Consider the following 13191-nt stretch of genomic DNA (forward strand, 5'->3'; position numbering starts at 1 on the left):
TGAAAGGCGCCACCCGGGCTCTCCCCCCGGTTTGGCGCCGGCCATTCCGGGTATTTACCCGTCGACAGGGAATCCGGTGGAGGAGTGTCGCTTACTTGGCGTCTTTCTCCTCGACCAGCCCTCCCAGGTCGGTAATGACCTTCCCCGGTAGTCCAAGAACCCTCTTGAAAATCCCCAGCACCTTTTCCGAGACTGTGTTGATCGGCATCGGCATGACCTCCGGGTTGCGGCTGTCGCCGCGGATCTGAAAATGGGCGGTGAGCAGGGCCTTTTCATCCCCGGCCAGCAGCCAGCCTGCGAGAGGAATGTTGGTGACGATCTTGTCGACAGTGCGCAGAGGCTTGACGCCGAGCTGCGTGTCCAGCTGTTCGGTGTTCAGATCCAGGCTGCCGACCAGCGACATGTTCATGGCGTTGCTGTCGATGAACAGGTCCTCGGTGCTCAGCACCCCCTGGTTGAGGGCGATGGTGGCATCGAGGCGGTTGAAGGGCATCCCTTCCCGGGCCATGTCCGGCAGCTGCAGGGAGAGAATCTGCGAGACGTTGAGCAGGGAAAAGACCCTGGCAAGACCCTTGAACCTGCGCAGGACCCCGTCGCGGATTTCCAGGTGAAAGCCCCCCGACGAGGTGGGCAGGAACTGCTTGCCCGCCAGTCCTTCCAGATAAAAATCACCACGCAGGTTTCCGGTGATCAGCCCTTCCCGGTGGAGCAGGTCGCTGTAGACCGCTCCGGCGCGGAAGTTTTCCAGATGGCCGGACATTTTCAGCAGGGATGGCCCGCTCGGCTGGCGGACCACGGCGACCTGGCCCACGCAGTAGCCGGACTCGGCGCGAAAATGCAGCGGGTAGATGTGCAGCACCCCGTCGCGCAGAGCGATTATGCCATCGGCATACTGGAACTTCAGCCCCCCGAGGTGCCCCTGTCGAGCATAGGCGGTGATGTGCAGGGAGGTTTCACCGGAAGCCTCCCGGGGCGTTTCAACAGCCGGTTCCGGGCCCTGCCAGAGCCCGATGACCTCATCGATGTTGCCGTAGTCGGCCCGGATGTCGAGGTGGGTGCGGGGGGCTTTGAAGTCGTCTATGCGGCCGGTGACTTCGGCCCGGGTGCCGCCGTCCAGGCGGACCCGTACCGTTTTGAATTGCAGCCCGGCACCGTCGATGACCAGCTGCCCGTCCACGTCCCGCAGATAGTCCCGGTCCGAACGAAAGATCAGTTCATCGGCGCGGATGGCTGGCGCCTTGACCCGCAGCGCGATCTGAGGCTGTTTGAAGTTGGTCAATGAGCCGGAGACGCTGATCGGCGAGTTGCCGAGTCTGGCCGAAATCTTTTCGATGTCGGCCCGCTCGTTTTCGAGTCTGATTTGGCCATTGACCTGGTTGAGGTCGGCAATCGCCCGGGTAAGGTGCAGGCCGAAGTCCCTCAGGAAGAGGGTGCCGCTGTAGCGCTGCAGCCGGGTCGAGGACCCTTCGATCTGGAGCCTGGCGGCCAGGCCGCCGCGGGGTTGAAGCCTTTCCAGAAACGGGAAGCGCTGGGGCGCCTTGTCCATGGCCAGCCCTTCGACATCAACCGTCCCGCGAAAGGCTTTGTCCCCCCTTAACTCCAGGGTGCCCCGCAGCCTGGCGTCGATCGGCGGCAGGTTCAGCCGGCCGTGGGCAAGTTCCAGGCGGTTCGGGGTGAGGCGGGCGGTAAAAAACATCTCCGACTTGAGGCCGGCGGGTTTGTCAAAGCGCTGGTCGACCCGTACCGCCAGTGGCGTCAGCTCGGCGGACCCGTCCAGGGCGAGGTCTTCCGGGGTGCCCCTTGCCTCCAGGCGCACCGGCAGATCACCGGAGGCCCGCAGGCCTTGGCGGCCGCTCTGCTCGCCGAGCAGTTCCAGAATCCGGGCTGCGGCGATTTTGCCGCTCAGGTTCAGCCGCAGCTGCGGATGCGGCTGAAACGGACCTTCGGCCCCTCCCGAAAATTGAAATACCTTTCCCCAGAGGCTCCCTTGACCCTGTTCAATGGTCAGGGAGCGATCCTTGAGGGAGGCCTTCAACGAGAGATCTCCGAGGGTGCCGGCTTTTTCCGTCTGCCAGGAGCCGCCGGCCAGGCTCAGCCTGGCTTCCTGCAGACCGAACTGCCGGGCGGGGTCGAGCAGAGTTTCGCTGGTGCCGGCAAAGTGCAGGGACTCCAGGCGCAAGGTCCCTTTCGCGAGCCGCTGTTTGACCCGGCTGGTCAACCCGCCGGGATTGGCGTCGGGCAGCAGGCGGGTGAGCCCATCCAGAGGGGATTCTCCTGCCAACTGTCCTTCGAACCGCCAGCCCGGCTCCTCCCTGCGGGCTATAAGGCTCCCCTTCAGGGCGATTGCATCCAGGTTCAGCGAAAGGGCCTCGAGGCGCTCCGCCCCCTGGCTGGAATGCCAGCTGCCCTGCAGGCTCAGGCGCCCAAGGGGAAGGGGCTGGCGAAACCACCGCTGGTTGACCAAGGATAGTTTGTCGCCGGCCAGGGTCGCGGCGATGTTCAGCCCGTCGGCAGGGCTCCCCTTGAGCTGCACCTGGAGGTCGGCGGCACCTTCCCAGCCCGGGGTCCCGGGGGGCAGGTTCAACTCCGCCAGCAAGGGGCCAGGCGCGGCCCGAAGCAACTGCAGGCGCAGATCCAGTGATGCCTGGCGCCAGGCGGTTGCCGAGGCGGGGAGCAGCACCTCTCCCCTGATTTCCAAGGGCGCGCCACGTCCCTGGCGGCCGAACTCCCCCGCCAGTTCGAGCTGCACCCTGGCTCCCGGTCCCAGATTTTGCAGGTTTCCATCGAATTGGTGAAACTCCAGCACCGCCGCCTGCTCCGCTTCCCGGGGGAGCAGCAGGTAGAGGCGTCCGTCGTTGATCTCGAGTGAGCGCACCAGGGTCGAGCCGCCCAGGGCCGTGGCGGAGCTCTGGGATCCCGGAGGGGGGCTTGGTGCGGGCAGGGGCCTGGCCAGGGTGAGTCTGATTTCGGGGGCCTGGAGCAGCAGCCGGGAGAGGGTCAGACGCCCTTGCAGCAGGGGGCGAAGTTCCAGCTTGAGGAAGAGTTTTTCTGCCTGGATCGAGCCGGCGGGGTCGCCTGCTTCACCGATACGCAGATCGTCGAATTCAAAGGCCGGGCCGTGGCGCAGGGAGAGGCTGGCCCTGCCCAGGCGAACGGGGGTCCCCAGGCTTCTGGAAAGCGACTCCTGGAGCTGCCCGCGATAGCGGTCCAGGTCGAAGGTGAGGGCAAAGATGGCCGCGCCGGCGATGCAGATCAGCAACAGGGCAACCAGGGTGGCCATCAGGGGGTGTCGGCGAATCATGGTGCTCCTTAGCGTGGGGCCTCTCTGCTTTGCTTCCGGAAGCCTGGGGTTTTGCACCCGCGGTTACCGGGCGAGGGCACGAGGAGCGCCCCGTGGTGATGGCGTCGGATCATTGGTTGCGCCCCCGTTTCAGGGGGCCTCGCCCTGGGGCGGCATGATTGCCAGTTGCTTGAGGCAGCGATCCAGCTCCACCGGCAAAGGCGCCTCGATCAGCAGCGGGGTCCCGCTGAACGGATCCCGCAGGCTCAGGCGGCAGCAATGCAGGAACAGGCGGTTCAGCCCGGCCACGGCCGGCCCACGGAACCGGCGGTCGCCGGCCAGGGGGTGCCCGAGTTCGGCCAGCTGGCGGCGGATCTGGTGGGTCCGCCCGCTCAGCAGGCGCAGTTCGAGCAGGGTGAATTGCCGGTTCCCCGACAGGCGCCGAAAATCGGTGGCCGACGCTTTGAGTTTGCCCTTGGCCGGCACCATCGATTCGAGGCGCCCGGCTCCTTCCAGGGTTCCCGAGGCCAGGGCCAGGTAGGTTTTTTCCACGGCCCCGGCCATAAACAGTTTGCCCAGCTCCGAGGCGGCCTTGCGCCCCTTGCCGAACAGCACCGGCCCGGAAGTCTCCGCATCCAGGCGGTGGATGGGAGCCGCCCGAAACGGGGCCCGTCTGCTTTGCAGCAGGGCCTGGACCCGATCGGTCAGGTTGTCCGCCTCGTGGCCGGCGCCGCGGTGGACCGCCAGCCCCGAGGGCTTGAGGGCCACCAGCAGTTCCCGGCTTTCAAAGACGATCGCGACCTCCGGCAGAGCCGCCTGGTCCAGCAGTTCCCTGAGCCGCGCGCTGTCGGAGAGCTGCACCGGCTGCCCGGCCTGGACCGCGGCGCTCTCCCCCAGTGGCTCGCCGGCGCAGCGGATCTTCTCTTTGCGCAGCAGCCGGCGCAGGTAGCTGTGCGGCGCGGCCGGAATCCGGGCGGCCAACCATTCCAGGATGTTCTGCCCCGCTTCATTGGGTTGAGGAATTAATTCAATCATGGGCAGATCATAACGTTCCGGCGGGAAACTGGCAAGCTGCTCGTGGCGCAGCCGGGGGATAAGAGCTTTACATGGTTTGGGGACCTTGCTACGATACCCTGTTTCCCCTTTTGCCTGAAATCCCGGCCCTGCCCGTCAGATGAAAATCAAGCGGATCGAAATCGTTGGCTTCAAATCCTTTGTCGAAAAGGTAACCCTCGACTTCCAGGAGGGAATCACCGCGGTGCTGGGGCCCAACGGCTGCGGCAAGAGCAACATTGTCGACGCCATCCGTTGGGCCATGGGGGAGCAGAACGCCAAGCATCTGCGCGGCCGTTCCATGGAGGACGTGATTTTCGGCGGCAGCGAGACCCGCAAGCCCCTGGGCATGGCCGAGGTCTCGATGATCTTTTCCAACCAAGACGGCCTGGCCCCCCCGGCTTTCAGGGGATACGCCGAGATCATGGTCACCCGCCGGCTCTATCGCAGCGGCGAGAGCGAGTACCTGGTCAACAAGACCCCCTGCCGGCTCAAGGACATCACCGAACTGTTCATGGACACCGGGGTCGGCGCCCGCGCCTACTCGATCATCGAACAGGGCAAGATCGGCATGATCCTCAACGCCAAACCGGAGGAGCGCCGCTACCTGATTGAGGAGGCCGCCGGGGTCACCAAGTACAAGTCGCGCAAGAAGACGGCTCTGCGCAAGATCGAGGCGACCCGCCACAACCTGCAGCGGCTCGGCGACATCGTCTCCGAAGTCCGGCGCCAGTTGGGCGGCCTCAAGCGCCAGGCACAGAAGGCCGAGCGCTACCGCGAATATCGCCAGGAGCTCCGGGGGATCGAGATCGCCTTCGCCCGGCGCCGCTGGCTGCGCCTGGAGGATGAGCGGGTTCGCACGGAACGGCAGGAGGCCGAGCAGGCCAGGCTGCTGGAGGGGCTCTCCGGGCAGTTCGAGCAGCAAGGACTGGCCCTGGAGGAGGCCCGGCTGCTGCAGGCCGCCGCGGAGAAGGAGCTCTCCCGGGGGCAGGAACGGGTGTTTCACCTGAGCGGGGAGTTGCAGAAGGTCGAGGGGCGCATCGGTTTCGCCGGCAAGGAGGTCGAGAACTTCGATCGGCAGAAGGAACGAACCGCCGCCGAGATCGAGGAGGTGAGGCGGCGGCTCAGCGAAACCGACCGCGAGCAGGCCGAACTCGAGGCCAGCCAGGTCGACCTGGGTAGCGGCCTCGAGGGGAAAGTCCGCAGGCTCGCCGAGGGGGAGGGCCAGTTCGAGGAGTTGGCGGCTCTTGAGCGAGAGACCGCGACCCAGCTTGAGGCCGAGCGCACCGCGGTGTTCAGCCTGCTTAACGAGCTGACCCGCATGGCCGCCGCCGGCGAGGATGCCCGTCGGCGCCAGCAGTCGCTGGAGGAGCGCACCGCCCGCAACCGCGCCGAGGCAGTCAGCCTGCGTGAGCAGGGGGAGCAGGCCGCAGGGTTGATCGATGCCCTGGGCGCCTCCCTGGGAGAATTCAGTCAGCGGCGTGAGGCCCTCGAGCAGGAGCGCGATGAACTGCGCGAGAGCATTTTGGTCTGCCGCCGCAGACTGGAGCAGAACGAAAATGAGCTGCTGGTCAAGCGCGAGGAGCTCAACCGCAGCGGCTCCCGCCTCGAGTCGCTGCGCCAGCTCGAAGCGAGCTTCGAGGGGTACGGCAGCGGGGTCCAGGCGGTTTTGAACGACCCGCAGCTGGCTGGACGATTCAGCGGCATGCTGGCCGATGCCCTCGAGGTGCCGGCCAACTGCGAAATGGCCGTGGAGGCGGTTCTCGGCGAACGCCTGCAGGCCTTGCTTGCCGTCGACTTCCGCGACGCGCTGGCGGCCCTGGATTCTCTGCGGCAGAAGGAGGGGCGCTGCAGTTTCGTGCTCCCCGGTTTTGTCCCGGCCCCATCGGACCCCGTGCCGGGCGCCAGGCCCCTCGAAGCGCTGGTGCAGCTGCACCCCGACAGGGCCGAACAGGCGCGCCCCCTGCTTGCAGGGGTCTATCTGGTCGAGAGCCTGGAGCCCTTCCTGGCGCAGGGCCCTCCGCCCGGGGCCATCCTGGTCACCGAAGCCGGCGATATCCTCACCAGCCGCGGTGAATACTCGGGCGGCGGCCGACAAGGGGCCGGCCCGGGCCTGTTGCACAAAAAGCGCGAGATTAAAGAGCTCTCCGAGGTGCTGGAGCGCTTGACAGTGGAGGTCGCGCAGCTTCAGCATCAGCGGGTGCAGCTGCGTGAGGGGCTGAGCCGGGCCGAAGAAGAGTTGCGCGAGGTCGAGGCGGCCGTCCACCGCAAGGAACTAAAGCTGGTCGACAGCGAGAAGGACCTGCTTCGGGTACGCGCCGAGGCCGACCGCCTGCAGGAGCGCCTCGAGGTGCTCAGTCTCGAGGAGGATCAGCTGCATGAAGAGGGGCAGCTGCTCGAGCGGCAGCTGGGCGAGGTTTCGGCCGGACACGAGAAAAAGGAGGCCGAAAGGCTCGACCGGGAGCAGGCCGTGGCCCGGCTGCAGGAAGAGCTGCAGGTGCTGCGTCGGCAGACCGAAACGGTCCGCGAGCAGCTCACCGGGCTCAAGGTCGAGGTGGCGAGTATCCGCGAGCGTGAGGAGAACAGCCGCAGCGGTCTGGCGCGGCTGGGACGGCTGCGCGAAGACCTGCATGGCCGCCTCAGGGCTCTCGAAGGGCGCCGCGAAGAGGCCGACCGCGAGCAGGCCCGGCTGCGGGCCGAGGGCGAGCGCCTGAGGGTGGAGCTCGAGGTGCTGTTCCGGCGCAGGGAGGAAGAGGCGCGGAGCCTGGAGGGGCTGCGCGAGCGCTTCGATGAGGGGGCGCGGCAGATCGAGGAGCGCGAGGAGGCGCTCAAGGTGCTGCGCAACGGCCTGAACCAGGCCCGGGATGCCCTGGCGGCGCACCAGTTGCGCAGCCGGGAGCTGGGGATGGAGCTCGAGCACCTGCGCGAAACCATGCTCGAACGTTATCGCCTCGACCTGGCCGCCGCGGCCGCGGCAGAGCCCCTGCCGGACTTCGAGGAGGCCGCCGCCGAGCGCCGGCGCGCAGAACTGCGCCAGCTCATCGAGGCCATGGGCGAGGTCAACCTCATGGCCATCGAGGAGTATCGCGAGCTCGAGGAGCGGGCCCAGTTCCTCATCGCCCAACAGGAGGACCTGCGCCAGTCCCTGGAAGGGCTGCAGTCGGCGATCAACAAGATCAACCGGACCACCCGCAAGCGGTTTAGGGAAACCTTCGAGCTGGTCAACGCCAAGTTCATGGAGATTTTCCCCCGGCTGTTCCGCGGCGGGCAGGCCGAGCTGAAGCTCACCGACGAGAACGACCTGCTGGAGACCGGCATCGAGATCATCGCCCAGCCCCCGGGCAAAAAGCTGCAGAGCGTCAACCTGCTCTCCGGCGGCGAGAAGGCCCTGGCCGCGGTGGCGCTGATATTCTCCATCTTCCTGATCAAGCCGTCGCCCTTTTGCATGCTCGACGAGGTCGACGCGCCCCTGGACGAGGCGAACATCGGCCGGTTCAACAGCATCGTCAGGGAGATGGCCGAGGTGTCCCAGTTCATCATCATCACCCACAACAAGCGCACCATGGAGATTGCCGACATCCTTTACGGCGTGACTATGGAGGAGCCCGGGGTGAGCAAACTGGTTTCGGTGCGACTGAACGACTTTTGACCGGCCGGGGTGGAGAGCCCGCCCCGAGGGGAGTGGAGCAATGCCGTTTCAGAAACTACTGGGGGAGCTGATCGAGAGAGTGCCCGGGGCCCGGGGGGCGATTCTCGCCGACTGGGAAGGGGAGGCCGTTGACCAGGTGGCCCGCATGGATACCTATGAGCTCAAGGTCATGGGGGCCCACAAGGGGGTCATCCTGAATAATCTGCGCGAGATCCTGGAGCGCCTGGAAAGCGACCAGCTCCAGGAGATCGTGGTGACGACCGCCCTGGCCCAGACCCTGATCATGCCGGTAACCCATGAATATTTCCTGGTGTTGACCCTCGACAAGGGGGACACCCTGGGGCGGGCCCTGTTCGAGGCCCGTCGCTGCGTCGCCCTGCTCAAGCAAGAGATCGCCTGAGGCGGGCCCCGGGCCCGTCTCGGTAGAATACATGGTTTAAGGAGCCTTACCTGGATGGAACAGCTTGTTTACTGGATTGAGTATCTTGCCGACCTGTTGGCGCGGGCGGGAGTCCCCGAGGAGTTCCAGACCCTTGGAGCCATGGGAATCCTCTATGCCCTGGGCACGATTGCCGCGCTGCTGTTTGTGTTCGGCCTGCTGCGGCTGACCTGGCGCAGGAAAAAGCTGCCCCTCGCCCCCCCTGGCGAAGCGCCCGCCACGGGCGAGGAAGAGGCTGCCGAGGCCGGGGAAGAAAAAGCCGCGGAGGCCGCCGCACCGGCCCCGGTCCCCCCTGCAGCCGCGGAGCCTGCCAGAAAGCAGCCTGCGGCCGAGGCCCCCGCCGCGGTCAGCCTCTTCGACCGTATGCGGAGCGGCCTGGCCAAGACCCAGTCCTCGCTGATCGGACGGATCGATACCCTGCTGCGCGGCAGCGGGAAAGTCGATGCGGACCTGCTCGAGGAGCTGGAGGAGATCCTGGTGACCGCCGACTTCGGCGTGAAGACCACTCAGGATCTGGTTCAGGCGTTGCAGAAGCGGTTGTCGCGCAACTCCCAGGCCGCCCCGGCAGAACTCCGGGAGGCCCTGAAGGAGGAGATCCGCCAGCGGCTGCGTCTTGAATCCGAGCCTCTTTCCCTGGAACAGGCCAGCCCTTTCGTCATGATGGTGGTGGGGGTCAACGGGGTCGGCAAGACCACCACGATCGGCAAGCTCGCCCGCCAGTTCGTCGGCCAGGGCAAGAAGGTTCTGCTCGGCGCCGGTGACACCTTCCGGGCCGCTGCCGCCGAGCAGCTGAGCATCTGGGGTGAGCGGGCCGGGGTCGAAGTGATCCGCCATGCAGAAGGGGCCGACCCGGCGGCGGTGGCTTTCGACGCGGCCAAAGCTGCGGTGGCGCGCAAGGCCGATGTCCTGATTCTCGATACGGCCGGAAGGTTGCACACCAAGGTCAACCTCATGGAGGAGCTCAAGAAGGTCCACCGCGTTCTGGCCCGGGAGATCCCCGGCGCCCCCCACGAAACCTTGCTGGTGCTCGATGCCACCACCGGCCAGAACGCCCTGGTGCAGGCCCGGCTGTTCAAGGAGGCGGTTAAGATCTCGGGCATCGCCCTGACCAAGCTGGACGGAACGGCCAAGGGAGGGGTGGTCGTGGCCATCGGCGGCGAACTCGGCCTGCCGGTGCGCTTTGTCGGCATCGGCGAGGGGGTGGAGGACCTGCGTCCTTTCGACCCCGACATGTTTGTCGAGGCACTCTTTCAGACGAATTGAAACACCTTGACTTGTCATTTGTTTTTCCTTAAACTCATCCTTTAAAACAGGTAGTTTCGAGTATGGATCTGAATATTATTGCCCGGCTTGAACAGAAGGTCGATCAGCTCCTCGAGCGAAAGCTGCAGCTGGAGGCAGACTGCCGGCGGTTGCGGGAGGAAAACTCCGCCTTGGTGCAGGAGCAGGAACGGTTCCGCGCGGAGCTTGACCGGATCATCGACAAGCTCGACCGGCTCGAGCAGGAGCCCTCGTGAAGCAGGCGGTGCAGGTGACCATTCTCGGTCAGCAGTATACTGTCAAGAGCGAAGCCCCAGCCGAAGAGGTCCGCCGGGTCGCCGCCTTCGTTAACGAGAAGATTTCCGAGGTCGCTGCGGCCAAAACTGTGGATACGCTAAATTCCGCGGTCTTGGCATTGATGAATGTTTCAGGCTCTTATCTGCGGCTGCGGGATGCCGAGAGCAGTAGAGACGAGTCGCTCGAGGGGCGCCTGCGCCTGCTGCTGGAGCGGCTGGAAAATGCCTGCCCCGATTCAGCGGAATCGCGGCGGGGGTAGCGGCGGGCGTCGCCCGCCAAAGCGGTAAGGCTGCCGGGGACGCGCCGGCAGGGTCGCTGTGGCTCTCGTCAGGCCACCTTGCGTTGCGACCGATCTCTGTACGGAGACTTTAGATAGATTGGCAGATGGTTCTACGCGCCCCCGCATTTCCCAGGGGTGTTTAACTGATTCAGGTTTTCAGGGTTTTTCGCGCAGTACGCAACAGTTATGAACCGGTCCTCGGATTCGCAGATGGTTCCCGGCACCCCCGGGGGGATTTCCGCGCCGGCCTCGCGCCGACAGTCAGGCGGACTCTGCGGGCCGACGACGGAGGCCGGCCTCCGAAGCCGGCCTCGGGGCTTCAACTTCAGGCGCCTGGGCTCCTCCTGAAAACCTGATCCGTCTTACCAAAACCCTTCTAGTCTTAGTCCTTCCCTACGGAGATCGCTGCGGGTCAGCGGAGATCTCCATCCATGCCCAAAAAGTCCATTCGGGGGCGCATGCTGGCCCAGCGCAGGCACCTGGCGGCCGAAACCTGCTTTGCCCAGAGCCTGCACATCCAGCAAAACCTGCTGGACACGCCCGAGTTCGCCGCGGCCCGCTCGGTGGCGCTCTACAGCCCGGTCTACAACGAGGTCTTTACCGAAGAACTGTTTCACGCTGCGTGCCGCGCCGGCAAGCGGGTGGCCTATCCCCGGGTGCGGGGAGAGGTTCTCGAGTTTCTTGAAGTCCCGGCCATCGGCGATCTCAGGCCCGGCGCTTTCGGTATCCTGGAGCCGGTGGGGAGCGCCGCGCTCGAGGTGGCTCAGCTCGATCTGCTGGTGGTGCCCGGGGTAGCCTTCGATGAGGGAGGTTATCGGCTCGGTTACGGAAAGGGCTTTTACGACCGGGTTCTGCACGGATGCCAGAATCGCGGCATCCTGGTCGGCCTCTGTTTCAAGTTCCAGCTGGTTTCGTCCTTGCCTGTTGAAACCCACGACATCGGGATGGATATGCTGGTAACAGAAGAGCAGGTTTTGCGGTTCGGGGCCAATGCCCGTCCCCGGACTCGCGGATATCAATAACCCAAGAATCGAGGAGGATTCCGGCTTTGAAAATAGAAATCGCACTGATCCTGATTGCCGTCGCCCTGGGTGCCGGCGCGCTGGTCGGGGCCCTGCTGAGGCGCAAGTCCGCGGAAAGCCGCCTTGCCAACGCCGAGCAGGCCTCTGCACAGATAATCGAAGAGGCCAAAAAGGAGGCCGACACCATCCGCAAGGAGTCGCTCATCCAGGCCAAGGACGCGGTCCTCGAGGCCAAGTCTGAATGGGAGAAAGAGTCGCGGGAGCTGCGCCGGGAAATCCAGGCCCAGGAGAAGCGACTGCTGCAGAAAGAGGAGAACCTCGACCGCCGGACCACCCAGGTTGATGCCAAGGAGGAGGAGCAGGTCAAGCGGGACAAGGCCCTGATGCAGCAGGAGGAGCGACTCCGGGGGCGGGAGAAGGATGTTGAGTCGCTGGTGGCCGAGCAGGCGGCCCGCCTCGAGAGCATCTCCGGCATGAGTGCCGAAGAGGCCAAGAGCCAGCTGATGCAGAATATGGAGAGCGAGGCCCGGCACGACGCCGCCAAGCGCATCAAGCAGATCGAGGACGAGGCCCGGGAGAGCGCCGACAAAAAGGCCAAGGAGATTCTCGCTCTGGCCATTCAGCGCTATGCCGGGGACTTCGTCGCCGAAAAGGCCGTCAGCGTCGTACCGCTTCCCAACGATGAGATGAAGGGGCGCATCATCGGCCGCGAAGGGCGCAACATCCGCGCCATCGAAGCGGCCACCGGCATCGACCTGATCATCGACGACACCCCCGAAGCGGTGATCATCTCGGGTTTCAACCCGGTGCGCCGCGAAGTGGCGCGCATCGCCCTGGAGCGGCTGATCGCCGACGGCCGCATCCATCCGGCCCGAATCGAAGAGGTGGTCAACAAGGCCACCCAGGAGGTCGACGAGGCTATCCGGGAGGCCGGGGAGCAGGCGACCTTCGACGTCGGGGTGCATGGCATCCATCCGGAGATCATCAAGCTGATCGGCCGGCTCAGATACCGCACCTCCTATGGGCAGAACGTGCTCCAGCACTCCCTTGAGGTCGCCTTTTTGTGCGGCATCATGGCCTCCGAGCTGGGCCTCAACGTCAAGCAGGCCAAGCGTGCCGGGCTGCTGCACGATATCGGCAAGGCCGTCGACCACGAAATTGAAGGCTCGCATGCGGTGATCGGTGCCGACCTGGCCCGCAAGTACGGCGAGTCGCCCAAGATCGTTCACGCACTGGCCGCCCACCACGAGGATGAGAAACCCGAAACCATTCTGGCGGTTCTGGTGCAGGCCGCCGATGCCCTGTCGGGGGCCCGGCCGGGCGCACGCCGCGAGATGCTCGAGACCTACGTCAAACGTCTCGAAGACCTGGAGCGGATCGGCACCTCCTTCGTTGGTGTGACCAGTTGCTTCGCCATCCAGGCCGGGCGCGAAATCCGGGTCATGGTTTCCAGCGAAGAAGTTTCCGACGCCCAGTCCCACGTGCTTGCTCGGGACATCGCCCGCAAGGTCGAGGACGAGATGACCTACCCGGGGCAGATCAAGGTGAACGTCATCCGCGAAACCCGGGCGGTGGAATACGCGAAATAGCCTGGCGACAGCCAGGGGTTCGACAGGAGGATGGAGGGTTCCCTTTGTCCTTTTGTCTTTGTGTCGGAGGCAATACGGTTGAATATTCTGTTTATAGGCGACATCGTCGGCCGGACCGGGAGGATGGCCCTGGCCAGCCGGCTGGACCGGCTGGTCGATCGGCATCTGGTCGACCTGGTGGTGGCCAACGGCGAAAATGCCGCCGCAGGTTTCGGGCTGACCATGGACATCGCCCGCGAACTCTATGACCTGGGGGTGCATGTCATCACCTCCGGCAATCATATCTGGGACAAGAAGGAAATCCTCGGCTACCTTCCGGCGC

10 protein-coding genes (1 of these 10 cut by a window edge) are annotated in these 13191 nt (G+C 65.3%); 8 read left to right on the forward strand and 2 right to left on the reverse strand.

The genetic code is table 11. From position 1 onward, the window contains the following. Positions 1 to 91 precede the first annotated feature (91 nt). Complete coding sequence (locus tag DESUT3_RS06265) at positions 92 to 3301, reverse strand: YhdP family protein (protein WP_221251581.1); 3210 nt, start codon at positions 3299 to 3301, stop codon at positions 92 to 94. 129 nt (positions 3302 to 3430) lie between these two features. Then, the gene (locus DESUT3_RS06270; protein WP_221251582.1) at positions 3431 to 4315 is read right to left on the reverse strand and encodes an RluA family pseudouridine synthase; all 885 of its coding nucleotides are present in this window, start codon (positions 4313 to 4315) and stop codon (positions 3431 to 3433) included. Between the two features lie 139 nt (positions 4316 to 4454). On the opposite strand from DESUT3_RS06270, the gene smc reads away from it, so the two are divergent. The 8 genes from smc to DESUT3_RS06310 form a co-directional block, all read left to right on the forward strand. After that, entirely contained in the window at positions 4455 to 7982 is a 3528-nt protein-coding gene (gene smc / locus DESUT3_RS06275) for a chromosome segregation protein SMC (protein ID WP_221251583.1), read from the forward strand. Between the two features lie 40 nt (positions 7983 to 8022). Further along, complete coding sequence (locus tag DESUT3_RS06280) at positions 8023 to 8382, forward strand: roadblock/LC7 domain-containing protein (protein WP_221251584.1); 360 nt, start codon at positions 8023 to 8025, stop codon at positions 8380 to 8382. A 54-nt stretch (positions 8383 to 8436) separates the two neighbouring features. Further along, entirely contained in the window at positions 8437 to 9684 is a 1248-nt protein-coding gene (gene ftsY, locus DESUT3_RS06285) for a signal recognition particle-docking protein FtsY (protein ID WP_225911638.1), read from the forward strand. Between the two features lie 62 nt (positions 9685 to 9746). Beyond that, a complete protein-coding gene (locus tag DESUT3_RS06290; protein ID WP_221251585.1) occupies positions 9747 to 9938 on the forward strand; it encodes a cell division protein ZapB in 192 nt (63 codons plus the stop codon). After that, entirely contained in the window at positions 9935 to 10237 is a 303-nt protein-coding gene (locus tag DESUT3_RS06295) for a cell division protein ZapA (protein ID WP_221251586.1), read from the forward strand. The genes DESUT3_RS06290 and DESUT3_RS06295 overlap by 4 nt, the downstream gene beginning before the upstream one ends. A gap of 452 nt (positions 10238 to 10689) precedes the next feature. Next, a complete protein-coding gene (locus tag DESUT3_RS06300; protein ID WP_221251587.1) occupies positions 10690 to 11280 on the forward strand; it encodes a 5-formyltetrahydrofolate cyclo-ligase in 591 nt (196 codons plus the stop codon). A gap of 26 nt (positions 11281 to 11306) precedes the next feature. After that, a complete protein-coding gene (rny, locus tag DESUT3_RS06305) occupies positions 11307 to 12869 on the forward strand; it encodes a ribonuclease Y (protein ID WP_221251588.1) in 1563 nt (520 codons plus the stop codon). 72 nt (positions 12870 to 12941) lie between these two features. Further along, a protein-coding gene (locus tag DESUT3_RS06310; protein ID WP_404827035.1) for a TIGR00282 family metallophosphoesterase crosses the window boundary here: on the forward strand, positions 12942 to 13191 show its 5' portion. The gene runs 539 nt beyond the window's last position; only the first 250 of its 789 coding nucleotides appear in the window; it begins with the start codon at positions 12942 to 12944; the stop codon falls past the right edge of the window.

Source organism: Desulfuromonas versatilis (assembly GCF_019704135.1).
GTDB classification, from domain to species: Bacteria; Desulfobacterota; Desulfuromonadia; order Desulfuromonadales; family NIT-T3; genus Desulfuromonas_A; species Desulfuromonas_A versatilis.

Coding starts and splice junctions, on each gene's coding strand:
- DESUT3_RS06265 (WP_221251581.1), bottom strand. CDS start 3,301: ATGATTCGCCGACACCCCCTGATGGCCACCCTGGTTGCCCTGTTGCTG.
- DESUT3_RS06270 (WP_221251582.1), bottom strand. CDS start 4,315: ATGATTGAATTAATTCCTCAACCCAATGAAGCGGGGCAGAACATCCTG.
- smc (WP_221251583.1), top strand. CDS start 4,455: ATGAAAATCAAGCGGATCGAAATCGTTGGCTTCAAATCCTTTGTCGAA.
- DESUT3_RS06280 (WP_221251584.1), top strand. CDS start 8,023: ATGCCGTTTCAGAAACTACTGGGGGAGCTGATCGAGAGAGTGCCCGGG.
- ftsY (WP_225911638.1), top strand. CDS start 8,437: ATGGAACAGCTTGTTTACTGGATTGAGTATCTTGCCGACCTGTTGGCG.
- DESUT3_RS06290 (WP_221251585.1), top strand. CDS start 9,747: ATGGATCTGAATATTATTGCCCGGCTTGAACAGAAGGTCGATCAGCTC.
- DESUT3_RS06300 (WP_221251587.1), top strand. CDS start 10,690: ATGCCCAAAAAGTCCATTCGGGGGCGCATGCTGGCCCAGCGCAGGCAC.